We start from the raw sequence: 24018 nt of genomic DNA, 5'->3' as shown, positions 1-24018 counted from the left end.
GCCCGAACAATCGTCTAATGAAGGCGGGTGCTTCAAGGTTGCGCCCCGGTCAGTCCATTCTTGAGGCCGCCAACCAATCCATTGAGTGCTCCGCCCAGGCCTCCGCCCTGCTGCCCACCTGGGGTGAGCAAGCCGCCCACCTGATCGACTGTCTTACCGACTTCGTTGACGGTAGCCCCCACGGTGCTGACCACCGGGTTGCTGCTGGCCGCATCCACCTGGGTACCCAGGCCGCTCACCGCCCCACCCACCTTGCTCACCAGGTTGTCGACCGGCGCACCGATACCGGTGGCCGCGCCGACTTGACCGGTAACGCTGGCGACGCTGCTCACCACAGGCGTGACCGCAGCGCCTACGTTGGTGGTCAGTGCCGCTGTCGGCACAGCCGCGCCGGCACTGGCTACGCCGTTGCCACCCACGAGCGTGCCCACTGAGGCCACGGTGTTGCCCACCGCCACCGCAGCACCGCCCGTGGTGCCGAGCAAGGCATTGTTGCTGCCTGCATCAAGGCCAGTGCCGACACCAGCCACCGCGCCGCCCACCGTTTCCAGAAGGCCCGGCTTGCCGCCAGGACCGTTCACCAGGCCGCCGGACGTGTCGACCGCGCCACCGACATTGCTGACCAGTCCACCTACCGCAGTGGTCAACGGATTGCCACCGCCAGCGCCGGCGACCTTGTCACCCACGCCATCGAGTGTGCCGCCCACCTTGCCAAGTACTGAATCCAGCGGGCCACCAAGCTTGGTCTGGTTGCCGAGATTGCCGGTAGTGGTCTCTACCAGCGAGACCACCGGTACCAATACCTGGTTACTCAACTTGTCGTTGAGACTGCCCAAGGGGCCGGTGGTGCTCTGGGTGCTCAGGGTATCGCCGAGCATGGTCACGGCCTGCCCGACATTTCCTACCACGGTGTTCACCACCGGAATGTGTTCAATCAAGTCGCTGCCGCCCAATTGCTGGACGCCGCCGCCAAGGTCGGACACACCGTTGCCAACACCGGCCACCGTGGTGCCGAGGGCATTGTTGCCGGTACCCAACTGGCCCAGGCCGGCGCTCACCCCGGTGCCGATGCTGTTCACCGCGTTGCCTGTCGAGGTCACCAGGCCTCCGGCACCAGTGCTGCCCACTACGGGCAGGGTATCGACGGCCGTCCCTACGCCTGCAACGCCAGTGCCGACACCAGCCACGGCGTTACCCACCTGATCGACCACCTGGCCGGTGACCAGAGGTGTGGTCGCACCGCTGCCCGGATCGCCACCGCCGGGATTGCCGGTGCCGGGGTTTCCGGTGCCCGGATCGGTGCCACCCTCGCCGCCGCCGGTGCCACCTGTCCCTCCCGTCCCACCTGTACCTCCAGTGCCTCCCGTACCGCCGGTTCCGCCTGAACCCGCGCCGCCACCCGCTAGGCCGCCATCCCCGGTGCCGCCCGTGCCGCCACCTGCGCTGCCATCACCGCTGCCCCCGGTTCCAGCGTCGGTGCCGGCTTCGGTGGGTGTCGAGCTGTCGACATGGCTCTTGGAGCCACCGCCGCCGCTGCTACAGCCACCAAGACTGACCGCCAGGGCCAGGACCAGGGCTGTACTTGCTTTCCACGCTTGAGATTTCATGGGCGACTCCGTTGCCGCTGCTCGTTGTAAGAGAACGACACACGCAGCGCCATTCTCCGTTACGAACATCTGAGCGCGGGCACCGACGGCAAACAATCCAGAACTTGGTATTAACCCCTTCTATACCTTTAGCCGGTAAAAATATCGGCCATCCAATCAATGACTTGGGTGAGCCGAAAGGCAGCATCCAGGCACACTCCACTTTGGCGCTATCACTAATTGAAGGGGCATCAGGCCCCTTATTCATTGATCTGGAACTCGACCCGGGCGGTTTGCCCGCTCTCGTCCAGCGCACTCAACTCGACCCGACCGGCCTGCTCGAAACGCGCACTCAGGCGCTCCTGACCAACCGATTCACCCAGCGGCGCGCCATTGAGGAACCACCAGCGCCTGCCGCTGCCCCCCAGTGCCGACACCTCCAGACGCAGCGGCTCGCTGCTGGTGGCTGGACGGCGCAGTTCATCGCCCTGGCGAACGCCGACTATCGACAACGGTGGCGCACTGGCCGGCACGTGCGGTGGGCAAGCGGGATCGACCCTGGGCAGGCGCACTTCACGCCGTTCCACCCGTGGCAACCAGGGCTCCAGTGGCGCGGGCCACAGGGCAATCTCCCGGGCCGCGGCACCTGCACAACTGGCATCGACCCGCAGCCCCTGGGCGTTGACCCAGACCGTTTCACGCAGGCCAACGCTCAGGGGCTGATCGGCCGCCTGCAGGGTGGGCGGCGTGGTGCCATCCAGGGTCCAGGCAAAGCGTTGGCGCCGGCAATTGGTGTCCTGCCGCGCCAGCGGTTGCCCCAACGGCCAGCAGATCGCCGCCACGCCGACATTGGCCGGTACCGCCGCCACCGGAGCGGCAATGCCGCGCTGGCTGTCGCGGTTACTCAACACGTCGTGAACCTGCAGCATCAGCGGCGCCGCAGAAGCCAGGCCGAACTGCCCGGGCACCGGCGTGCCGTCGGGCCGGCCGATCCAGATACCGATCAGGTAACGCGGCCCGACACCAATCGACCAGGCATCCCTGAAGCCATAACTGGTGCCGGTCTTCCACGCCAGCAACGGGCGCTGCACCAGCTCGGCATGGGGGTCGCGATCCGGCCGCGCCTGACCACTGAGAATGCGCCGGATGATCCAGGCACTGCCTGCTGACAACAATCGGCGCTCGGCCAATGGCGCGCCCGGCTGCAACCGGATCGGCGCACTCAGGCCGCCCCGCGACAAGGCACCGTAACCGGCTACCAATTCTTCAAGGCGGCTGCCGGCACCACCGAGAATCAGCGACAGGTTGGGCTCGGCAAGGGGCGGCAGGATCAGAGGTACACCACCGCTGCGCATCTGCGCGGCGAAGCGCTTGGGCCCATAGGCTTCAAGCAACTGCACCGCCGGCAGGTTCAATGACAGCGCCAAGGCCGAGCTGGCCGCCACCGGGCCACTGAACCCCATGGAGAAATTTCCTGGCCGGTAATCCCCATAGCGTCGGGGCACATCCTGGAGCAGGGATTCGGAGTGGATCAGGCCATCGTCCATGGCCATGCCGTAAAGGAAGGGCTTGAGCGTGGAGCCCGGCGAACGCAGTGCAGTAATCATGTCGACATGGCCAAAGCGGCGCTCGTCATTCAAATCGACCGAACCCAGGTACGCTCGCACCGCCATGTTCTGTGCCTCCACCACCAGGATCGCCGCCGAGGTGCGTTCCGGCAGGCGCGCCCGCCAGCCCAGCAGCAGGTCCTCCAGGCGGCGCTGCAACGAAGCATCGAGGGTGGTGCGGATCAGCGGTGGGCTGTGTGGTCTGTTCAGGCGCCGGGCCAGCAAGGGGGCGAGAGCCGGCTCTTGCCTGGGCGCCAGCAGCAAGGGTTCCTCCAGCGCCTCGGCCACCCGTTGCTGTGGCCACACCTGGTAGTCGAGCAGACGTTGCAGCACCTTGTCGCGGGCCACTTGCGCGCGCGCCGGATGGCGATCAGGACGCAAGCGGCTCGGTGCCTGGGGCAACACCGCGAGCAACGCTGCCTCTGCCGGGGTCAGGTGCAGCGGCGACTTGCCCAGGTAGGCCCAACTGGCGGCAGCCACGCCCTGCAAGGTACCGCCAAAAGGCGCGCGATTGAGGTAGATCTCCAGAATCTGCGCCTTTGACAGGTGCCATTCCAGCTGCGCGGTGCGCCACAACTGGCGCAGTTTGCCGGGCAAGGTACGCGAGTGCGGATCGAGCAAGCGCGCCACTTGCATCGACAGCGTGCTGCCCCCCGACACCACGCGTCCACCGCGCACGTTCTGCCAGGCTGCCCGGCCCAGGGCCAGGGGATTGACCCCGGGGTGGTGATAGAACCAGCGATCCTCGTAGGTGAGCAGCGCCTGCAAGTAATACGGCGACACCTGATCGCTGCTCACTGGGTAACGCCACACGCCTTCGGCATCGGCAAAACGCCAGAGGGGCGTGCCGTCCTCCGCGAGCACCACCCGCGCCAGATCATCAGCCGGCAGGGGCAATGGCCACAGGCGATCAGCGCCCCACAGCACGGCACACACCAGCAACACGGCACCTGCCACAGCACTCAGCCGTTTTGCCATCGGACTGCGCGGGCAAGCTAAGATGTGCATCGGGCAACCCTGTGACTGACAGTGAACAGGGAACTGACCTGGCCAGTGAATGGCCAAAGGCTTGGCAACGGCAGACTCGCCGAATCGATCATCAGGAAGCAACTATGCATGTAGAAGGTTTTTTCGAGTGGCTTGGCCAGGCACTGGGGGCGCTGATCCGCTTTGTCGTCGATGGTCTTAGCGGGTTGTTCAACCTGCTGGCCAACGCCGGGGGCAACTTCATCGATGGCCTGGCGCGGACCTTGGGCATGGACACCTCACTGGTCAGCATCATCGCCCTGATCATCGGCCTGATGCTGCTGTATTCGGCCATCCGTGCCTTCATGCGCGCCTCGATCATCCTCGGCATTATCTGGTTGCTGCTGGGGTTGTGGGTGTTGAGCTGGATCATTCACTGATCGCCGGGAACGACTGACTACCCGTAGCCGCTGCCCAAGGCTGCGATCGACTGCATAGCAGTCGCCATTTGCGGTCGCTTCGCGACCGATCGCAGCCTGACGGCAGCAGCTATATCGCGCTAGCGGGCCTTGACCACCAACTCTCCCGCTGTCTCACCCACCGCCTGCACATTCGGTCGGTACATCGACTCCACCTGCGGCGGCGGCACCCGGTAGGTGCCCGGCGTAACGGCTCGCGCCAGGTACAGCAGGTGCGTGGTGCCATAGCCTTCAAGGTTCAGCGCCGCCACGTAGCGGTCATCACGAAACTCCTGATGCACCACGTTGGCGTTCTGCATCGATTCACGCCACTGCTTCACGGCGCTGCTGGCGTTCTCAAGGCTGGCCGCGCTTTGCGCCAGGTTCTGGTTTTCCAGCTCCAGGCCCGCCGGCAACAAGTCGACCACCAGGGCATCCGGCACCCGCGTTGTCGACGTCAATGCCAGATGCACCAGCACCAGGTCACCGCTCTTGAGAGTACGCAGGTCCAGCGCCTGTCCATTCATGCCCAGGAATTCACGGCGGATGGTCATACCGTTGCTGCTGGCCGCCGGCGCTTGACGCGGGTAGCCAGACACGGTCAGTTGCTGGAACAGTGTGTCGCTGCCCTGGTTCTGCACGGTCAGCGGCGAGGCCAGCAGCGGGCCTTCGAGTTTCAATCCCGATTGCGCCGCATCCAGTTCCCGCACTTCACCCGCGCTATCCAGGCGTGCCGTCCATTTACCCTCCGGCTTCCCCAGCAGGCCACGGCCGGCAAGGAACAGCGCGTTGCGCTCCTGGGTCGACAGCCAGCGATTGGCCGCCAGCTCATCCGACAGTTCGAACAACCGCGCATCGAGGGTATTGCTGGCCAGGTTGTTCTCTTCGAGCAAGGCCAGGATCAACGCCTGGTCACGCACCGGGCTGCCATAGTCTCCCAGCCAGTCGTCGCTGCTGCGGCTGACCGCCAGGCCCGCCTGCAAGGCCTGTTCGGCCCGTGGCTTGTCGCCCATCTTGTCCAGGGCGATGGCCAGTTGTACCAGCGGCAAGCCGGAACGGGCATCGCTGCGCCGCTCGAACAGGCTGCGCAGCGCACCCAGCGGCGCCTGTTGCGTGCGCGCCAGCACCAGTGCGGCATAGGCCTGCACGGCAAAGCGGCTGTGCTCGGCATTCTTGCTGTAGCTGACCTCGATCAGGTTGCGCTCCTGCAGGTAGCGCAGCAGACGCTCGCTGGCTTTTTTCAAGGCATCGGCCGGCACGGCATACCCCTGCTCGCGGGCACGCAGCAGGAAGTCCGTGACATAGGCCGTCAGCCAATACTCTTCCTCGTCATCCGAACTCCACAGGCCGAAGCTGCCGTTGTAGCGCTGCATGCCCAGCAAGTGCTCGATGCCCATTTCGATCTTGCGTTTGCGCACCTCGGCCGGCTCGCCGGTGATGCCCAGGCGCTTGAGCGTTGCAGCATCGGCGTAGAGCGAGGGGTACAGGCCGCTGGCGGTCTGCTCCAGGCAGCCATACGGATAGGCTTCCAGGGCGCGGATCTGCTCGGCCAGGTTCAGCGGTGGCCGACTCGACAACGCCAGCATGGCTTCAAGACCTTGCGGCTCGAACGCGGCCAGATCGCCCTCGGGCAGGCTCCAGGGCTGATCCTTGAGCGCTACCCGGTACTGCTTGAGCATCGCCGGATAGGCCGGACGCACGCCCAGGGTCCAGTCACGGCTGAAGGCTGCGGCCTGCTCGCCCGGCAGTTGCAGGCCCAGGACCTCGACCTTGACCTTGCCCTGCCCCAGGCCTCCATTGGCCTGCACGGGTACCAGCACTGTGACGCGCTGGCCCTGGGTCAGATCCAGGCTCTGCTCGGCGGCGCCCAACAGGCTCAGTTGGCCTTCGGTGCTTACGCGCACAGTGAGTTTCTGCGCCTGCCCCGAGAGGTTCGACAGGTCCAGCGCCAGGGTGGTGCGGTCGCCACCGGCGAGGAAGCGCGGCGCCGACAGTTCGGCAATCAGCGGGGCGGCAACTACCGTCTTGCCTTCGGCAACGCCATAGCGCTCATCGGTCCAGGCCTGGGCCATCAGACGCAGCTCACCGTTGAAGTCGGGAATGTCGACAGTGGCTTCACCCTCGCCATTTTCGTTGAGTGTCACTGGGGCACTCTGCTGGGCAACGATGGTGACACTGGTATTGGGACGCTTGCCGCCCTTGGCCATGGCCGCATCGCCACCAAATGCCAGGCTGGCCAGACGGCCCTGCCCGGCTTCGATCAACTGGCCATAAATGTCCAATTGGTCGGCACCATAGGCCTTGCGCCCGAACAAGCCGGTGAACGGGTCCGGGGTCGGGTATTCGGTGATATTGAGGATACCCACGTCCACCGCCGCCAGCAGCACATGGACCTCTTTGGGCACGCTGCCGTCGGCATTGCGCGCCTGTACCTTGACGGTCAGCGGCTGCTTGGGTCGCATTTTTTCCGGCGCGGCAAGCGTCACGGCCAGCTTGCGTTCGGCGCGGTCCAGCGGCAGGTGCAGAACGCCCACGGCGCGCTTGGGTGTGGCATTGACCTTGCGCTCGCCCGGGCGAATCACCAGGGCACTCACATACAGGTCATGGCGAGCCCATTTCGGGTCGAGCTTCACGGCAAAGGTCTTGCCCTCGGCCGGCACGTCGATTTCCTGCCACCACAGCGGCCCATCGCTGGACTCGACCATCAGATAGCCCGTGCCGGCCGCAGGTGGGGTCACGGTGATAGTGGCCGTTGCGCCATCGGCATAGGAGGGTTTGTCCAGCGCCAGTTTGACCTGGTCCGGCCGTACCGCCCCCCCGTCGGCGTTGTCCTGGGCGCGGTAGCCGGCCCAGAAGCGGGCGCTGGATACCAGGCCCGTCTGCGGGTCTTCGACCTCGACGCGGTACGGCCCCCACTCGACCTGGAAGTTGAGCCGTGCGGTGCCGCCCGCCTTGACGCTGATGGTCTCTTCGCTCTGGGTGAGGAATTTTTCGTTGAAGTTGTAGCTCCAGCCGTCGCTCTGGGAGTAGTTCCAGTAGTAATCACGGCGCTCGCGAATCAGGCGCACCTTGAGGTTGTCGGCAGCCAGTTTGTTGCCGTCGCGATCGGCGACCAGCACTTCGAATTCCACCGGACCATCGCTGTCGGTTTCTTCTCCATCGAACAACCCGCGCACCCCCGGCAGGCGCTCGGCTGGCCAGATCGGCTGCTCCAGGCGCCGAGTGATCGGGCGGCCGCCGGACTCCTGCAAGCTGGCCTGCACGGTCAGTTGCAGCGGCGAGCGGGCCTCGGCCCATTTGCTCTCGATGCTCAGCGTGGTCTTGCCTTCGGCATCCAGGGTGATTTCTTCCAGCTCCAGGTCCTGGCTCAGCTCCTGCTCGGTGATCGAGCCGAACTGATAGCCCGGCAGCGCCGGCACCGCCTCACGCAGCGGACGCAGATAGGCCTGGCCGCTCAAGCGGTTGCCCGAGGCCGGGGCGCCATAGAGGTAGCGGCCATTCACTTCGATTTCAGCGGCCTGCTCCGGTCCAAGGGGCGCATCGCTGCCCTTGAGCTCCAGCGCCAGGCGCTCGGGCAGAAAGTCTTCGACCAGAAACTCATAGATCTGCTTCTTGCCACCGCCCAGGTCGAACAGCAGCTGCCAGCGGCCAGTCGGGGCTTCGCTGGCCAATTGCAGCGGGTATTGATACAGGCCGTTGCTGCCTGGTTCCCAGACAAACTTGCGGCTGATCTGCTCATCCGGTCGGCGCACTTCCACAGTCACCGGCTGTGGCTTGAGCGGACGGCCATCCTGGTCGCGCAGCAAACCATTGAGCAGCACGGTTTCACCCGGACGGTAGAGGTCGCGCGGGCCGAACACAAAGAACTGCAGGGGATTGGCCTGGGGGCCGGTGATGTCGAATTCGGCCAGGTCCAGTGCCGCATTGTTCAGGCGCAACATCGTGGTGTGTACGCCTTGATGGGCCAGCAATACGTCGGCCTTGGGTGGCATCGGCAATTGCGCATGGCCGTCGCTGTCGGTCTGGCCCTGGCCGAGTACCCGGCCTTCGGCATCGAGCAGTTCCAGGGAAACGCCGCTCAGGGCTTTGCCACCTTCCAGGCCTTGGGTGAACACATCCATCCGGTTGTGGTAGCGGTGGGCCGACACGCCGATGTCGCTCAAGGTGAACAGGGTCGCCGGTTGCGAATAGTCATAAGTGCCGGAGGCGCGCATCACTGCCAGGTACACCCCCGGCTCCTGCAGCGGCTTGATGCCGGCGATCGGCAGCAACACGGTTTCGCGGGTGTTGCGAGCGGGGTTGAGGTCAAAACGGCCACTGTAGACCAGCTCGGCCATGTCCAGGGTTTCTTTCGACTGGTAGTAGTACAGGCTGCTGTTGCGGCCCCAGGCGCTGAGAAAGGTGGCGAGCGATTCTGGCTTGATGCGGAAGAACTCGACATCGACCTTGTCGACGTTCAGCGCGATTACCGGCAGGCCTTCGGCCAGGCGGGTCGGCAGCAGCGAGCCACGGCTGGCAAAACCGATGGTGGCCTGCATGTCACGGGTTTCCAGACGGCTCACCGATTCTGCCGCCAAGCGATTGCCGTTGACGGCCTGCAGGCCGGCATCGACCGTCAGCACCAGCTTGCGTTGCGGCTCAAGGTGGCGCAGGCGCAGTTCCATGCCGTTGTCGGAGAGTTCCCAGGCGCCATCGACCTTGCCTTTGACGGTGTCGACCAGGTGCACTCGGTCGGCAAAATTCTGCTCGGCATCCAGCGGCACCGAGAAGGTCAGAGACAATGCACTGGCACCATCGACCTGGACTTCGGAAACATCCACCACGCTCAACTCACGACCGGCATAACGCTTGGCCAGGGTTTCGGCGCTTTCCCGCGCAGGCTTGGGTGCCGGTGCGGCCTCCTGGGTCGGGGTGGGCGTTGGCGCAGTGGCGGGCTTGTCCGGCGCAGACGAGTCGCAGGCACTGAGCAAGGCCAGCGCGCAGGCCAGCAACAATCCTTTGTTGAGCATGGAAATCACTCTTTGGCAGCAGATCTGAAGGAAGAACTATATATCACCCACGCCGCATCCGAGCGTGGCAACCCGGCTCAGACCGCAATCCGATGATTTGGTGCCCGTAGCGGCTACAATGTGCGGCTTGCCTGGAGCCGACATGTCCCGATTGCTGAGCGACTGGCGCGACCGCCCGACCCACACCAAGGTCTGGGCCCTGGCCGCGCCAATGATTCTTTCGAATATTTCCGTACCGCTGGTGGCCCTGGTCGACAGCGCCGTCATCGGCCACTTGCCCCATGCCCACCAGCTTGGGGCGGTGGCCGTGGGCGCCAGCCTGTACACCTTCCTGGCCTGGGTGATGGGTTTTCTGCGTATGGGTTCCACCGGCTTCGCCGCCCAGGCGGCCGGGCGCTCCGATGGCGCTGCATTGCGTCAGGTGCTGGTGCAGGGCTTGATCCTGGCGATGCTGTTCGCCTTGCTGCTGGGTTTGTTGGCCGTGCCCTTCAGCCACCTGGCGCTGCAATTGATGCAACCGTCGGCGGCGCTGGAGCAATCCACCCAGGACTTCTTCCAGACCCGCCTGCTGGGCCTGCCGGCAGCGCTTGCCAGCTTCGCCCTGGTGGGCTGGTTCCTCGGTACCCAGAATGCCCGGGCCCCCTTGGCCATCCTGCTGACCACCAACCTGCTCAACATCGCCCTGAACCTGTGGTTCGTGCTGGGCCTGGACTGGGGCGTCCTGGGCTCGGCCCGTGCCTCGGTGATCGCCGAATGGAGCGCTGCCCTGCTGGGCCTGGCCCTCACCCGCCCAGCCCTGCGCGCCTACCCCGGTCACATCGCCTGGGCCCTGCTGACCCGTTGGCAGAGCTGGCGGCCGTTGCTGGCGGTCAACCGCGACATCTTCATTCGCAGCCTGGCCCTGCAAGCGGTGTTCTTCCTGATCACCGTGCAAGGTGCGCGGCTGGGCGAATCCACGGTTGCGGCCAATGCACTGCTGCTCAATGGCCTGCTGCTCACCGCCTATGCCCTCGATGGCCTGGCCCATGCGGTCGAGGCCTTGTGCGGTCACGCCATCGGCGCCGGGGATCGCCAGGCATTGCGTCGCTCATTGACCGTGGCCTGCGGCTGGTCGTTGCTGGCCAGCAGCGGCTTTGCCGTACTGTTCCTGTTTGGCGGACACCTGTTCATCAATATGCAGACCGATATCGCCAGCGTGCGCGAAACGGCGTACCAGTACCTGCCGTACCTGGCGCTGTTGCCATTGGTGGCGGTCTGGAGCTACTTGCTCGATGGTTTGTTCATTGGCGCGACACGGGCGCGGGAAATGCGCAACGGCATGCTGATCAGCGTGACCACCGCCTTGCCATTCGCCTGGCTGGCCACGGGGTTGGGCAACCATGGGCTGTGGATGGCATTCTTGCTGTTCATGGCGCTGAGGGCAGTGACACTGGCGCTGATGGGGTGGCGGCTGCAGCGGATCGATGGGTGGTTTGTGAAGCGCTGAAAAGCATCGCGGGGCAAGCCCGCTTCCACCGAATCTATCCATCCTCGGTGGAAGCGGGCTTGCCCCGCGATGGCCAGTGGCATCACCACAAAAATGGAGATGCCCACCAGCCCCGATCACATCAGCTCGACAGGTAGGACGAGCGGGTCAGCCCAAGGCGCAACGCATCCAGGAACTGAGTCTTCTCACGCGCAGTGATCTTGGCGCTGGCGCACTTGTCGCGGTAGTGCGTCATCAACTCCTCCGGCGACAGGTGCACGTAGCGCAGCATGTCCTCGATGGTATCGTGGGTCTCGATGCCTGCGTGGTAAACACTGCCGTTGGGGTTCTGGTAGATGTTCACCGAGTCGGTATCACCGAACAGGTTGTGCATGTCGCCCAGGATCTCCTGGTAGGCACCCACCAGGAAGATCCCCAGCAGGTAGTCCTCACCCTCATTGATCCCGTGGACCGGCAGGCTGGTCTCGATGCTCTGCTCGTCGACGTACTGGTTGATCTTGCCGTCCGAGTCACAGGTCAGGTCCTGCAGCACGGCGCGGCGCATGGGCTCTTCGTCCAGGCGGTGCAGCGGCAGGATCGGCAGTACCTGGCCGATGGCCCAGGTATCCGGCAGGCTCTGGAACACCGAGAAGTTGCAGATGTACTTGTCGGCCAGTTTGTCGTTGAGCTCATCCAGCACCTGGCGGTGCGAACGCTGGCGGGCCTTGAGCGAGTTGTGCAGGCGGCGGCAGACCGCGAAGTAGCACTGCTCGGCCAGGGCTTTTTCGGCCAGGGTGATCTTGCCGTCGGCATACTGGGCTGCCACGTCGCTCATGTAGTGGGTGGCGCGCCAGTAAGTCTCGGTGACCATCTCGATGTCGGTCGGGCCCAGCAGGTCAGCCAGCCACTGCACAGTTTCCGGCAGGCTTTCCTTGTTTTCGATCACCGGCACTTCGTCGTTGTGCTTCTCGACGTCGGTCACCTGCACCACCAGCATGGCGTGGTGGGCAGTCAGCGAGCGGCCGCTTTCCGAGAAGATGTGCGGATGTGGTAGGCCCTGGGCATCGCAGAACTCCTTGAGCATGCCGACCACGACACCGGCGTAGTCGTCCATGTCGTAGTTGATGGAGCTGGCGTTGCGCGAATGGGTACCGTCGTAGTCGACACCCAGGCCGCCACCGACGTCGATGTGATCGACCGGCAAGTTCAAGGCACGCAGCTCACCGTAGTAACGGATCGCTTCCTTGAAGCCGTGCTGGTAGTCGGCAAGGTTGGCGATCTGCGAGCCCATGTGGAAGTGCAGCAGGCGAATGCCCTGGTCCAGGCCGGCATCACGGAAGCGCTGCACGACCGAGATGAGCTGCGCAGCCGACAGGCCGAACTTGGACTTCTCGCCACCCGTGTCGGCCCACTTGCTCGACGCCAGCGACGACAGGCGCACGCGCAGGCCGACCTGCGGCTTGACCTTCAGCTCGGCCGCTTCTTCGATCACCAGCGCCACTTCCGACTCTTTCTCAATGACGATGAATACGTTGTGACCCAGCTTCTGGCCCATCAGCGCCAGGCGAATGAACTCACGGTCCTTGTAACCGTTGCAGACGATGGTGCCGCCCTTGGGTGCCAGGGCCAGTACGGCCAGCAGCTCGGGCTTGGAGCCGGCCTCAAGGCCGATAGACACGTTCTGGGTGGCGATGATGTTTTCCACCACCGCTTCTTGCTGGTTGACCTTGATCGGGTACAGGGCGGTGTACACGTTCTGGTACTCAAGGCGCGCGATGTTGGCATCGAAGGCGCCGGTCAGCTGGCGCACGCGGTCTTGCAGGATGTCCGGGAAACGCACCAGCAGCGGCAGCGACAGGCCGCTCTTGCGCAGCTCGTCGACCTGCTCGAACAGATCGATCGGCGCACTGCCTGGCCCGTTGGGGCGAACTTCGACGCGGCCGGCCTCGTTGATTGCGAAGTAACCGGCCCCCCAATGGCGAATCCCGTAAACACTGCGGCTGTCCGCAACTGTCCATTGGCTGCCATCGTCTTTGCGTGTGCGTCGTACGGACATTGAAGTCCCCTATATAAAAAGTCGAAAAACACCGGCCAGCAATCGGCGGGCGCAGTGTAAAACCTGGAAATGACGATTTTCCGTGTTCAGGGATAGACCCTTCCTACGGGAACGAGTTTAGAAAGCGAATTGCAAAAAATCGCGATGCGGTCTCTAGCCGCCGGACTTTTTCGCTTTGAAGCCTTGCTTGATCAGCTCTGCCAACAATAGCTCGACGTGATCGCCCTGGATTTCGATGACCCCGTCTTTCAACGCGCCGCCGGTACCGCAGCGGCGCTTGAGCGTGCTGGCCAGGTCCTTGAGCTGTTCCAGGGGCAGCGGAACACCGCTGATGGTCGTCACCGTCTTGCCGCCACGGCCTTTGCTTTCGCGGCGCACGCGAGCAATGCCATCGCCTTCGGGGATGAGCGTCTGTTTGCAGATGCAGGCATCTATGGGTTTGCTGCAGTCCGGACAATGCCGACCTGCATCAGTGGAGAACACCAGGCCACCGAGGGCGGCGAATGATGCGGCTTTCTTGGCCACTTTTGATCCTCGTAAGGTGAGGACAAAAACTGGTCGACGCCCCGGGCAGGGTACCGACCGCGAAGCCCCACTCTGGCAGGGGCAGCGCAACTGCCACACCAGGGTGCGGCAGCCTTAAAAGGCCGCGCAGTGTAACGATAAATGCCGCGATTGCTAAGTACAAAACTGCGCCATTTTGCACAGGTTTAGCGACGTCAGGCTTGACGGTCGATGTAGCGCTGCAGGGCAGCCAGCGAATCGGGGCAATACGGCTGCTGCCGGCTGTCGGCCAGGGCCTGTTCGAGCGGCAGGAAGCGCGCTTCGCTGACCTCCTCTGGCTGCAGGCGCAAAGGGCCGTCCCAGACGGCCGAGAACACCGCGCACCAGAGTCGGTTGCCAGGCTGGTCGAAGAAGAACCGCTCATGGAAGGTCAGTTCGACCCCGGCCACGCCCAGCTCCTCCTCCAGCTCCCGGGCAGCCGACGCGGCAAAGCTCTCGTCGGCCTGCACCATGCCGCCGGCGGCTACGTCCCAATAACCCGGATAGATCGCCTTGCTTTCCGTGCGCCGGTGTACGCACAGCTCACCGACCGAATTGAACAACAGGATGTAGGTTCCGCGACCGATAAGGCCCTTCTCGCGCAACTCGACCCGGGGCAAGGCCCCCAGCGGCTGGTCGTGTTCGTCTACCCAGGCGATCAGTTCGGCGTCGGAGGCAGCGCGATGCGCCGCCTCTTGCTTGGAGATGGCCATCAATCAGCCCTGGGACAGCAGCTGGCGCAGGTCGATCACTGCAGCGTTGGCGCGAGAAATGTAGTTGGCCATGACCAGCGAGTGGTTGGCCCACATGCCAAAGCCGCTGCCATTGAGCACCATAGGGCTCCACAGCGGCTCCTGGGACGCTTCCAGTTCACGAATGATCTGGCGCACGCTGACAGTGGCGTTCTTCTTGGCCAGCACGTCGGCGAAGTCCACTTCAATGGCACGCAGCAGGTGCGACAGGGCCCAGGCCTGGCCGCGGGCTTCATAGAAGACGTTGTCGATCTGCAGCCATGGCGTTTCGACCACTTCCTCGTCCAGCTGCGGCGCCTGGCCTGCAACCACGACTTCGGTTTTCAGGGTGCTGTTGAGCTTGACCCGGCCAACGCTGGCCGACAGGCGCTGCGACAGCGAACCCAGACGGGTGGCGACATCGCCCAGCCAGTTGTTGAGGTTGTCGGCCCGGGTATAGAACAGCGCACCCGGCTGGTCCGGTGCGGCCAGGCGGTTCTGGTAGCGGGTCAGGGAGTTGATGCCTTCCTGAAACTCGGACTCGCTCGATGGCAGGATCCAGCTCTTGTTGTCGAAGTTGAAGCGCGGCTCGGCCTTGGCCAGGTCGGCGTCTTCAGTGGACTGCGACTGCGAGCGAGCGAAGTCCTTGCGCATGGCACGGCTCAGGTCGCGCACCTGGACCAGCACGCCGTATTCCCAACTGGGCATGTTGTCCATCCACAGGCCCGGCGGGAAGCGGTCGTTGGAAATGTAGCCGCCCGGCTTGTGCAGCAGGGTGCCGGCAACGGTCTTGAGGGTTTCGACGGTGGTGTAGCCCACTACCATCTGTTTGCCGGTCTGTTCGGCGGCGATCTGCGCGTTCTGCTGGACCGGGAACAGGTCAGGCTCTGCACTCCAGTACCAGCCCAGACCCACGCACACCAGCAGGTAGATGCCGATCAGCGAGCCCAGGGCGCGGCTGAAAAACAACCCGCCGAAATAGCTGCGGGTAGCGGCACCGCGGGGTTCGACCCGCTCGCGCGCCTCGGCTTTGCCTGTACGGTTTTTCCAGTCCAGCATGGCGTTGTCCTTTATGTCACGTCGGTTCAAGGGGTTCGACCGCAACCCCCGGGCTTCGTGCCAGCGCTATGCGAGCTTTGTGCAGCGCGCCGCCTGCCGGGGTGGGCAAGTATCGCAGCACTATAAATCAAGCGCGCCGGTTCGCATAAGCGACTAGCGGGTCGGCAACTGAATAAACAGACTTGTACAGTAAATTGATACAAGGCACTCGATTGTCCAGCAAGTGGTGCTAGCATAGAGCCATCACTCGAACTGCCTCACCCTCTTATAAGTAGTCAGGACATGACCGAGCCAGAAGACCCCAATCGTGAGCGCCTCAAGCAACACTTTGCCCAGCGGGTCATTCATCAGGCTCGGCAGATACTCGAGATCTGGCAACGCCTGCAGCGCAGCGAGTGGTCGACGAGTGACCTGGGTGAACTGTGCGAAGCCAACCTGCGCCTGCAGCGCTATGCCGAGCGTTTCGAGCAACCGGAGCACAGCCTGCTGGCTGAAGCCATCGGCCAGACCCTGGCAGCGGTCGAAGCCAATAGCGCGCGCCTGAGCAGCCCGCTGATCAGCGAACTCAATCGCCTGATGCAGCGCCTGTCACGCACGGGCCTGCGCCAGGGCGACCAGCTTGAGCAAGTGCCTTTGCCGCCGCTGCGCAAACCCGTGTATATCCTGCTCCAGGATCACGATCGGGCCGAGCGCCTGGCCCAGCAGCTGGAGTTCTTCGGCCTGGGTGTACAAGCCTTGTACAGCGCCGATGCCTTTCGCGCCTCGATGATCGAACGGCTGCCGTCGGCCATCGTCATGGATGTCGATTTCACCGGCACGGGTGTCGGCTTGCATCTGGCGGCCCAGGCCCAGCAAGGCCTTGAGCAGCGGGTACCGCTGTTGTTCTTCAGCCTCGATGAAACCGACACGCCAACACGCCTGGCCGCAGTGCGCGCCGGCGGCCTGGAGTTCCTCACCGGCACCCTGGAAGCCTCCAGCCTGCTGGAAAAGGTCGAGCTGCTGACCAGCGTCACCCAGTACGAACCGTTCAAAGTGCTGATCATCGATGACTCCCGGGCCCAGGCCATGCACACCGAGCGCCTGCTCAACAGTGCCGGTATCGTTACCCGAACCCTGACCGACCCGATCCGCACCATGGCCGAGCTTGCGGATTTCCAGCCCGACCTGATCATCCTCGACATGTACATGCCTGACTGTACTGGCACTGAGCTTGCCAAGGTCATCCGCCACAACGATCGCTACGTCAGCGTGCCGATCATCTACCTGTCGGCCGAAGACGACCTGGACAAACAACTCGACGCCATGAGCGAAGGCGGCGATGACTTCCTGACCAAGCCGATCCGCTCGCGCCACCTCATCACCACCGTGCGCAACCGCGCTGCCCGCGCCCGCAATCTCAAGGCACGGATGGTGCGCGACAGCCTGACCGGGCTGTACAACCACACCCACATCCTGCAACTGCTCGAGGACTGCAGCTTTCGCGCACGGCGCGAAGAACAGCCGCTGAGCTTTGCCATGCTCGACATCGACCACTTCAAGAAAGTCAACGACAGCCACGGCCACCCCATGGGCGACCGGGTGATCAAGAGCCTGGCCCTGTTTCTCAAGCAACGCCTGCGCAAGACCGACTTCATTGGCCGCTACGGTGGAGAAGAGTTCGCCATCGTCATGCCCAACACTGACCTTGGCGCCGCGCAAAAAGTGCTGGATGAAATTCGCCGCCGCTTCGCTGAAATCCACTACCCCGCCCAGCCCCGGGACTTGTTCTGCACCTTCAGTGCCGGCGTGGTGCAACTCAAGGATGGGCTTGACGCCTTGAGCATGGCCACCGCCGCAGACGTCGCGCTGTACCGGGCCAAGGGCGCGGGACGCAACTGTGTGCTGCGCGCCGACTGATCAAGGCAAAGTGCCACTTTTTTTGACAGGACGACCTCCCTCGTCATAACCCGGTCATAAAAACGCAATAACTTCAGGCGCTTACCGTTCGGCCGTTGGTAGACCCTGCACATGCGCCTGAAGCTGCTCACCAATTTCAATACCTTGTTGCTGGTAACCGTCTGCATCGCACTGGGCGCCACCCTGTGGTGGTCGCAGCGTGCGCTGGAGCGTCCCTATCAAATGATGGAGCGCTACCTGTCGCTGTCGCAGCAGTTCCAGAACCAGGCGGCACGCAATATCGGCGACTACCTCAGCAGCGGCGACGCATTGCGCCATGCCACCGCGGTGCAGGCGACGGCGACTTTGCAGGAGGCCCTCAAACAACTGCCTGATGAGCTTGCCGCGCCCCTGCGCCCCAGCCTGGACAACCTGCAACGCTTTGCCGGCAATGAACTGCTGGCAGCCGGCAAGTTGGCCGGCGACCCACAGGCACTGCTGCTGCAGGCCGAGCGTGAACTGGGCGCAAGCCTGGAGCAACTGGCCAATTACGCCCAGGCCAGCGGCAACCCGGAGGCCGACCGCTATAGCCTTGTGCTGTTCAAGGCGGCACTGCACCTGTCACGGCTTTCCCTGGCCCGCGACAAACTGGTCAGCAGCGGACGCAGCGCGCTGGCCGATGAGGTGGAGCGCGAACTGCAACTGATCGTCGACCAGGCCAAGGTACTCGATGGCCTGCCCCTGCTCGGCGTAACGGCTGCCCGCGAATCCAATGCCGACGACTTTGCCGCCCTCATGGGCCTCGAGACCCAAGCCAGCCAGGCTGTAGAAGACACCGGGATCGCCCTCAAACGCGAGCTCAACAGCCTGCTCAATCGCTATCCCGCCGAGTTGCAACGCACCCGTGAGCAGATCCAGCGTCGCAGCGAACTGGCCGACAGCACCCACCAGCAGATCAACGCCGTGCAACAGGCCATTGCCGCCCTGGAACCGGGGGTGCGCAGCCAGCACGCGACCATCCAGGGCGAGGTGCGGATTCTCCAGGGCCTGATGATCGGTCTGATCCTGCTGATCGCCCTGCTAATCGACACCTTGCAACGCCGCCTCGCCCGGGTGCTGACCAACCTGGCACCGGCCTTGTCGCGCTGGGCCGAGGGCGATTTCGCCGAAGCCATCTCGCTGGGCAAGAGCAACCGCGAAATGCACGACATCCAGGATTCGCTCAATCGTCTGCGACGCTATCTGGTGGAGCTGGTGGGGACCATCCGCAACAATGCCGAACAGGTGGCAGGCAGCAGCCATGCCCTGGCTGGCATGAGCAGCGCCCTGCACGACGGCGCCGAACGCCAGGCAGGCGACACCGCACAGATCCGCGATGCCCTGGGTGAGCTGGAGGCCACAATCCAGCAGGTGGCCGGCGATGCCAGCCAGGCCGCCGATGCCAGCCGCGACGCCGGTCGCGCCGTGGAACAGGGGCAGGCGGTGATCGGCCAGAGCCTGACCGGCCTACGCACACTGGTCGATGAAGTCCAGGGCAATGCCCAGATGATTGAGCAACTGGCCGAAGAGTCAGCCACCATCGGAGGCGTGCTCACGGTGATCCGCTCGATTGCCGAACAGACCAACCTGCTGGCCCTCAACGCCGCGATCGAAGCGGCCCGCGCTGGCGAAATGGGCCGCGGGTTCGCCGTGGTCGCCGAAGAGGTGCGTTCCCTGGCCCAGCGCACTACCGGTGCCACCGGCGAGATCCAGACCCTGATCGGGCGCCTGCAGCAGGCCGCCCGCGAATCGGTGGAAGGCATGCGCGCCCAGCTTGAACATGCCGAAGCCACCGCCGACAAGGCACAGGCCGCCGACGGCGCGCTGGATGAGATCGTTGCGGCGATTCAGACCATCTCGGCCACCGCCGTGCGCATTGCCGATGTGACGGCCCAGCAGAGTGGTGCGGTGAGCGAGATTCGCGATCACAGCGAGCGGATTCATGACCTGGGGGAAGACAACCTCCAGCGCATTGGCGAAGGCCGCGAACAGGGCGAGCAGTTACTCAGGCTGGGAGGCGCGCTGAACACCGCAGTACGGGCGTTTCGGCTTTGAAGCCCATCGCTCCGTAGACGCTGCCGCCCGGCGGCGATCGGCGCATAGCCCTCGTGGAGGGGGCATGGCGACTGCTTTGCAGTCGATCGCAGCCTCGCGGCAGCGGCTACGGCAGTTATGCCCGTCAGCCCCGCGATGGCCATAAAGTCCGCTATCATGCAGCCACATCTGTACTGCGAGACCGCCATGCGCCGCCTGCTTTGCCTTCTGTTCCTGCTTCTGGCCTTGCCCGCCGCCGGCGCCGGCCTGCTCGACAACCGTCCCAGCGCCACCCTGGGCGCGCCTTCACTGAACAACAGTGCAGACTTCCTGCCCGTACACGAAGCCTTCAAGCTGAGCCTGGTACAAAGCGACGCCCAGACCCTCAAGCTGCGCTTCGTCGCTACCGACGGCTATTACCTGTATCGCCACCGCTTCCAGTTCCGCGCCGAACCTGCCGACATTGCCCTGGGCGCTGCGCAGATTCCGCCGGGCGAAGCCAAGCATGATGAGTTCTTCGGCGACGTCGAGGTCTATCACGGCATTGTCGATATCGATATCCCCCGTCCAGCCAACGACCCCCGAGCGTTTACCCTGGTCGTGGGTTATCAGGGCTGCGCCGACAAAGGCCTGTGCTACCCGCCAGAAACGGTACGCCTGAGCATCGACGGCAGCGCTGCGGCGGCGGATGCCAATACACCTGCAGCCCCACAGGGGTGGACCTGGAAACAACTGCTGCTGTTCTTCCTCGCAGGTGTCGGCCTGACTTTTACCCCTTGCGTTCTGCCGATGCTGCCGATCCTCTCCGGTGTGGTGCTGCGTGGCCAGGTCGGTGGGCTACGTGGTTTTGCCCTGTCGCTGGCCTATGTCCTGCCGATGGCCGCCTGTTTCGCTCTGCTGGGTGCGCTGATGGGCCTGTTTGGTGCAGGCATGAACCTGCAGGCGCGGCTGCAATCCGCCTGGGTACTGGTACCGTTCTCATTGTTTTTCGTGGTTTTCGCCCTGGCCATGTTCGGCCTGTTCGAGCTGAAACTGCCCCACGCCATCAGCCAGCGCCTGGAGCGGCTGGTGGGCCGGACCAAGGGCGGCTCGCTGATTGGCGCAGCGATCCTGGGGGTGTTCTCCAGCCTTCTGGTCTCGCCTTGCGTATCTGCACCCTTGGCCGGCGCACTGCTGTATATCAGCGCCAGCGGTGATGCCGTGGGCGGGGCCTTGAAGCTGTTTGCCCTGGGCCTGGGCATGGGTGCCCCGCTGTTGCTGGTCGCCACCGGCGGCGCGGCCTGGCTGCCAAAAAGCGGCCCCTGGCTGGTCACCGTCAAGAATGCCATTGGCGTTTTGTTGCTGGGCCTGGCCATCGGCCTGCTCAGCCGGGTACTACCAGGGCCGGTGACCCTGCTGTTGGTCGGATTGTTGAGCGCCGGCGTGGCGTTGTTCCTCGGCACCCTGGAGTTCACGGTGAAAACTCCGCTGCAACGCCTGGCGCAACTGCTTGGCCTGGCCCTGCTGGTCTATGCCCTGGCCTGCTGGTACGGCGCACTGAGCGGCCAGAGCGACGCGCTGCGTCCCCTGCCGCCGCCAACCTCTGGCGCCCAGCCCGTGAGCGCGACACAAAGCGACTGGCAAACCATCACCACCCCGGCCGCCCTCGACAGCGCCCTGGCCCAGGCCAAGGCCGCCGGGCAACCTGTGGTGCTGGACTGGTATGCCGACTGGTGCATCAGTTGCAAGGTCATTGAGCACGAAGTGCTGGCTGCGCCTGCGGTCAAAAGCCAGCTGGTTGGCTACAAGCTGCTGCGTTTCGACATCACCCAAAGCAATGCCGAACAGCGCGCCCTGCTCGACCGCTATCAACTGTTTGGTCCGCCTGCGCTCTTGTTCTTTGCCGCGAACGGCAGCGAAAAAGCCAGCGCCAGGGTGGTTGGCGAGACAAACGCCGGCGAATTTGCCGAGCATCTGACGCGCATTCGCGCCGATCTGGGTCTATAACTTCTTCTGCCCGCCAAAAAGTCATTATCGATGACCGAAATTAATAAATTAGTCACATATTTGGCGTGAATCTCGGTCATCGTGCTGGCTATTGTCGGCAACTGGACACTGCCCGCCGGTTTACGGCATAGTCGCCGCGCAACGTTTGTGCCTAACGATAAAAGGAACCACAGATGGCAACGCTACTGGTGCTGCACGGCCCCAACCTGAACCTGCTCGGTACCCGCGAACCGGGCGTCTATGGCGCCGTCACTCTGGCCCAGATCAACCAGGACCTGGAACAGCGCGCTCGCGCCGCCGGCCATCACCTGCAGTACCTGCAAAGCAACGCCGAGTACGAATTGATCGATCGCATCCATGCCGCGCGCAGCGAAGGCGTCGACTTCATCCTGATCAATCCGGCCGCTTTCACACACACATCCGTCGCATTACGTGACGCATTGCTGGCAGTGAGCATCCCATTCATCGAAGTGCACCTGTCGAACGTGCACAAGCGTGAGCCGTTTCGCCATCACTCCTACTTTTCCGATGTCGCCGTAGGGGTGATTTGCGGCCTGGGTGCCAGCGGCTACCGCCTGGCCCTGGAGTCTGCCCTGGAACACCTGGCTGCCAACGCCAAACCCTGATACCGAGCACCTGGCCAGCAGGCCGGGGCTCACAAGAAACGTTAGAAAACACGTTTTTATATTTACGCCCCTGACCGAACCTTGGGAGTTGATGATTAATGGATATCCGTAAAGTCAAGAAACTGATCGAACTGCTGGAAGAATCTGGCATCGACGAGCTGGAGATCAAGGAAGGCGAGGAATCCGTACGGATCAGCCGTCACAGCAAGACCCCAGCCCAGCAGTACTACGCTCCGGCTCCAGTCGCCGCTCCTGTCGCAGCCCCGGCGCCTGCCGCCGCTGCAGCCGCACCTGCTGCCGAAGCCGCCGCACCGAAACTGAACGGCACCGTTGCCCGCTCGCCAATGGTCGGCACCTTCTACCGCAAGGCCTCGCCCTCCTCCCCAGCCTTCGTTGAAGTCGGCCAGACCGTGAAGAAAGGCGACACCCTGTGCATCGTCGAAGCCATGAAGATGATGAACCACATCGAAGCTGAAGCCAGCGGTGTGATCGAATCCATCCTGGTAGAAGACGGCCAGCCGGTTGAGTTCGACCAGCCGCTGTTCACCATCGTTTGAACCGCGGAGAGCCAACGATGTCTGCGAAGCTGGAAAAAGTCCTGATCGCCAACCGCGGGGAAATTGCCCTGCGGATCCTGCGTGCCTGCAAAGAGCTGGGCATCAAGACCGTCGCCGTGCACTCCACGGCAGACCGCGAACTGATGCACCTGGGCCTGGCAGACGAGTCGGTCTGCATTGGTCCTGCTTCGTCCAAGGATTCCTACCTGCACATCCCGGCGATCATTGCCGCTGCCGAAGTGACCGGCGCTACCGCCATTCACCCAGGCTACGGCTTCCTCGCTGAAAACGCCGACTTCGCCGAGCAGGTGGAGAACTCCGGCTTTGCCTTCATCGGCCCGAAAGCCGACACCATTCGCCTGATGGGCGACAAGGTTTCGGCCAAGGACGCGATGATCAAGACCGGCGTACCGACCGTACCGGGTTCTGACGGCCCGCTGCCTGAAGACGAAGAAACCGCCCTGGCGATTGCTCGCGAAGTCGGCTACCCGGTGATCATCAAGGCCGCCGGTGGCGGTGGTGGTCGCGGTATGCGCGTTGTGCACAAGGAAGAAGACCTGATCTCCTCGGCCAAGCTGACCCGTACCGAAGCCGGTGCTGCGTTCGGCAACCCGATGGTCTACCTCGAGAAGTTCCTGACCAACCCACGCCATGTGGAAGTCCAGGTACTGTCCGACGGCCAGGGCAACGCCATCCACCTGGGTGACCGCGACTGCTCGCTGCAGCGCCGCCACCAGAAGGTACTGGAAGAAGCGCCGGCCCCGGGCATCGATGAAAAAGCCCGCCAGGAAGTCTTCAAGCGCTGTGTCGATGCCTGCATCGAGATCGGCTACCGTGGCGCTGGCACCTTCGAGTTCCTCTACGAAAACGGTCGCTTCTACTTCATCGAAATGAACACCCGTGTTCAGGTGGAGCACCCTGTTTCGGAGATGGTCACCGGTATCGACATCGTCAAGGAGATGCTCAGCATCGCCGCTGGCAACAAGTTGTCGCTCACCCAGGATGACGTCGTGATCCGCGGTCACTCGCTGGAGTGCCGGATCAACGCCGAAGACCCGAAGAAGTTCATTCCGAGCCCAGGCACGGTCAAGCACTTCCACGCCCCGGGTGGCAACGGCGTTCGCGTCGACTCGCACCTGTACAGCGGTTACGCGGTTCCACCGAACTACGACTCGCTGATCGGCAAGCTGATCACCTACGGCAAGGACCGTGACGAAGCCATGGCGCGCATGCGCAATGCCCTGGACGAAATCGTCGTCGACGGTATCAAGACCAACATCCCGCTGCACCGTGACCTGGTGCGTGATGAAGGTTTCTGCAAAGGTGGCGTCAACATTCACTATCTGGAACACAAACTGGCCAACCAGGAGTGATTCCACAGTGATGCAAAAAGACCCCGGCCAATGCCGGGGTCTTTTTTT

Annotated in this window: 15 protein-coding genes; 8 read left to right on the top strand and 7 right to left on the bottom strand. The window is 63.7% G+C overall.

The features are described 5' to 3' along the window. Positions 1–32 precede the first annotated feature (32 nt). Together H621_RS0123725 and pbpC are read right to left on the bottom strand one after the other, a co-directional pair. Entirely contained in the window at positions 33–1607 is a 1575-nt protein-coding gene (locus H621_RS0123725) for a collagen-like triple helix repeat-containing protein (RefSeq protein ID WP_028945766.1), read from the bottom strand. Positions 1608–1846: 239 nt separating this feature from the next. Next, positions 1847–4201, bottom strand: coding sequence for a peptidoglycan glycosyltransferase PbpC (gene pbpC / locus H621_RS0123720; RefSeq protein WP_028945765.1), 2355 nt, complete (start codon positions 4199–4201; stop codon positions 1847–1849). Between the two features lie 104 nt (positions 4202–4305). On the opposite strand from pbpC, the gene H621_RS0123715 reads away from it, so the two are divergent. Continuing rightward, the gene (locus tag H621_RS0123715; protein ID WP_028945764.1) at positions 4306–4599 is read left to right on the top strand and encodes a hypothetical protein; all 294 of its coding nucleotides are present in this window, start codon (positions 4306–4308) and stop codon (positions 4597–4599) included. A gap of 119 nt (positions 4600–4718) precedes the next feature. Here the strand turns inward: H621_RS0123715 and H621_RS0123710 are convergent, their stop codons facing one another. Next, on the bottom strand, positions 4719–9626 hold the full coding sequence (locus tag H621_RS0123710; RefSeq protein ID WP_028945763.1) for an alpha-2-macroglobulin family protein: 4908 nt from the start codon (positions 9624–9626) through the stop codon (positions 4719–4721). Between the two features lie 142 nt (positions 9627–9768). Between H621_RS0123710 and H621_RS0123705 the strand changes: the two genes are divergently transcribed. Next, positions 9769–11112, top strand: coding sequence for an MATE family efflux transporter (locus H621_RS0123705; RefSeq protein ID WP_028945762.1), 1344 nt, complete (start codon positions 9769–9771; stop codon positions 11110–11112). Between the two features lie 121 nt (positions 11113–11233). Here H621_RS0123705 and speA read toward each other — a convergent pair whose 3' ends face one another. The 4 genes from speA to H621_RS0123685 form a co-directional block, all read right to left on the bottom strand. Further along, complete coding sequence (speA, locus tag H621_RS0123700) at positions 11234–13147, bottom strand: arginine decarboxylase (protein ID WP_028945761.1); 1914 nt, start codon at positions 13145–13147, stop codon at positions 11234–11236. Between the two features lie 153 nt (positions 13148–13300). Continuing rightward, positions 13301–13672 carry a translation initiation factor Sui1 gene (locus tag H621_RS0123695; protein WP_010221702.1) on the bottom strand — a complete coding sequence of 124 codons (372 nt, stop codon included), beginning with the start codon at positions 13670–13672 and terminating at the stop codon, positions 13301–13303. A gap of 194 nt (positions 13673–13866) precedes the next feature. Next, positions 13867–14403, bottom strand: a complete 537-nt coding sequence (locus H621_RS0123690; RefSeq protein WP_028945760.1) for an NUDIX hydrolase — start codon at positions 14401–14403, stop codon at positions 13867–13869. Positions 14404–14406: 3 nt separating this feature from the next. Beyond that, complete coding sequence (locus H621_RS0123685) at positions 14407–15480, bottom strand: DUF2333 family protein (protein ID WP_028945759.1); 1074 nt, start codon at positions 15478–15480, stop codon at positions 14407–14409. A gap of 282 nt (positions 15481–15762) precedes the next feature. Here H621_RS0123685 and H621_RS0123680 point away from each other — a divergent pair, with 282 nt between their 5' ends. The 6 genes from H621_RS0123680 to accC all read left to right on the top strand — a co-directional run bounded on the left by H621_RS0123680 (position 15763) and on the right by accC (position 23970). Next, positions 15763–17376 carry a response regulator gene (locus H621_RS0123680; protein ID WP_028945758.1) on the top strand — a complete coding sequence of 538 codons (1614 nt, stop codon included), beginning with the start codon at positions 15763–15765 and terminating at the stop codon, positions 17374–17376. A gap of 111 nt (positions 17377–17487) precedes the next feature. Continuing rightward, positions 17488–19449: a methyl-accepting chemotaxis protein gene (locus H621_RS0123675; RefSeq protein ID WP_028945757.1), complete on the top strand. Its 1962-nt coding sequence runs from the start codon at positions 17488–17490 to the stop codon at positions 19447–19449. 186 nt (positions 19450–19635) lie between these two features. Next, the gene (locus H621_RS0123670; protein WP_028945756.1) at positions 19636–21414 is read left to right on the top strand and encodes a protein-disulfide reductase DsbD; all 1779 of its coding nucleotides are present in this window, start codon (positions 19636–19638) and stop codon (positions 21412–21414) included. Between the two features lie 173 nt (positions 21415–21587). After that, positions 21588–22040 carry a type II 3-dehydroquinate dehydratase gene (gene aroQ, locus H621_RS0123665; RefSeq protein WP_028945755.1) on the top strand — a complete coding sequence of 151 codons (453 nt, stop codon included), beginning with the start codon at positions 21588–21590 and terminating at the stop codon, positions 22038–22040. Between the two features lie 98 nt (positions 22041–22138). After that, positions 22139–22597, top strand: coding sequence for an acetyl-CoA carboxylase biotin carboxyl carrier protein (gene accB, locus H621_RS0123660; RefSeq protein WP_028945754.1), 459 nt, complete (start codon positions 22139–22141; stop codon positions 22595–22597). A 17-nt stretch (positions 22598–22614) separates the two neighbouring features. Continuing rightward, the gene (gene accC, locus H621_RS0123655) at positions 22615–23970 is read left to right on the top strand and encodes an acetyl-CoA carboxylase biotin carboxylase subunit (protein ID WP_028945753.1); all 1356 of its coding nucleotides are present in this window, start codon (positions 22615–22617) and stop codon (positions 23968–23970) included. Positions 23971–24018: the final 48 nt, after the last annotated feature.

It is taken from the genome of Pseudomonas vranovensis DSM 16006, assembly GCF_000425805.1.
GTDB lineage: Bacteria > Pseudomonadota > Gammaproteobacteria > Pseudomonadales > Pseudomonadaceae > Aquipseudomonas > Aquipseudomonas vranovensis.
The sequence above is the reverse complement of the archived record's forward strand: the minus strand, read 5'-3'. Positions and strand labels throughout refer to the sequence as shown.

Excerpts from the sequence above, each read along its gene's own strand:
- speA (WP_028945761.1), bottom strand. The coding sequence starts at position 13,147 with ATGTCCGTACGACGCACACGCAAAGACGATGGCAGCCAATGGACAGTT.
- aroQ (WP_028945755.1), top strand. The coding sequence starts at position 21,588 with ATGGCAACGCTACTGGTGCTGCACGGCCCCAACCTGAACCTGCTCGGT.
- H621_RS0123675 (WP_028945757.1), top strand. The coding sequence starts at position 17,488 with ATGCGCCTGAAGCTGCTCACCAATTTCAATACCTTGTTGCTGGTAACC.
- H621_RS0123685 (WP_028945759.1), bottom strand. The coding sequence starts at position 15,480 with ATGCTGGACTGGAAAAACCGTACAGGCAAAGCCGAGGCGCGCGAGCGG.
- accB (WP_028945754.1), top strand. The coding sequence starts at position 22,139 with ATGGATATCCGTAAAGTCAAGAAACTGATCGAACTGCTGGAAGAATCT.
- H621_RS0123715 (WP_028945764.1), top strand. The coding sequence starts at position 4,306 with ATGCATGTAGAAGGTTTTTTCGAGTGGCTTGGCCAGGCACTGGGGGCG.
- H621_RS0123710 (WP_028945763.1), bottom strand. The coding sequence starts at position 9,626 with ATGCTCAACAAAGGATTGTTGCTGGCCTGCGCGCTGGCCTTGCTCAGT.
- accC (WP_028945753.1), top strand. The coding sequence starts at position 22,615 with ATGTCTGCGAAGCTGGAAAAAGTCCTGATCGCCAACCGCGGGGAAATT.
- H621_RS0123670 (WP_028945756.1), top strand. The coding sequence starts at position 19,636 with ATGCGCCGCCTGCTTTGCCTTCTGTTCCTGCTTCTGGCCTTGCCCGCC.
- H621_RS0123680 (WP_028945758.1), top strand. The coding sequence starts at position 15,763 with ATGACCGAGCCAGAAGACCCCAATCGTGAGCGCCTCAAGCAACACTTT.
- pbpC (WP_028945765.1), bottom strand. The coding sequence starts at position 4,201 with ATGCACATCTTAGCTTGCCCGCGCAGTCCGATGGCAAAACGGCTGAGT.
- H621_RS0123725 (WP_028945766.1), bottom strand. The coding sequence starts at position 1,607 with ATGAAATCTCAAGCGTGGAAAGCAAGTACAGCCCTGGTCCTGGCCCTG.
- H621_RS0123690 (WP_028945760.1), bottom strand. The coding sequence starts at position 14,403 with ATGGCCATCTCCAAGCAAGAGGCGGCGCATCGCGCTGCCTCCGACGCC.
- H621_RS0123705 (WP_028945762.1), top strand. The coding sequence starts at position 9,769 with ATGTCCCGATTGCTGAGCGACTGGCGCGACCGCCCGACCCACACCAAG.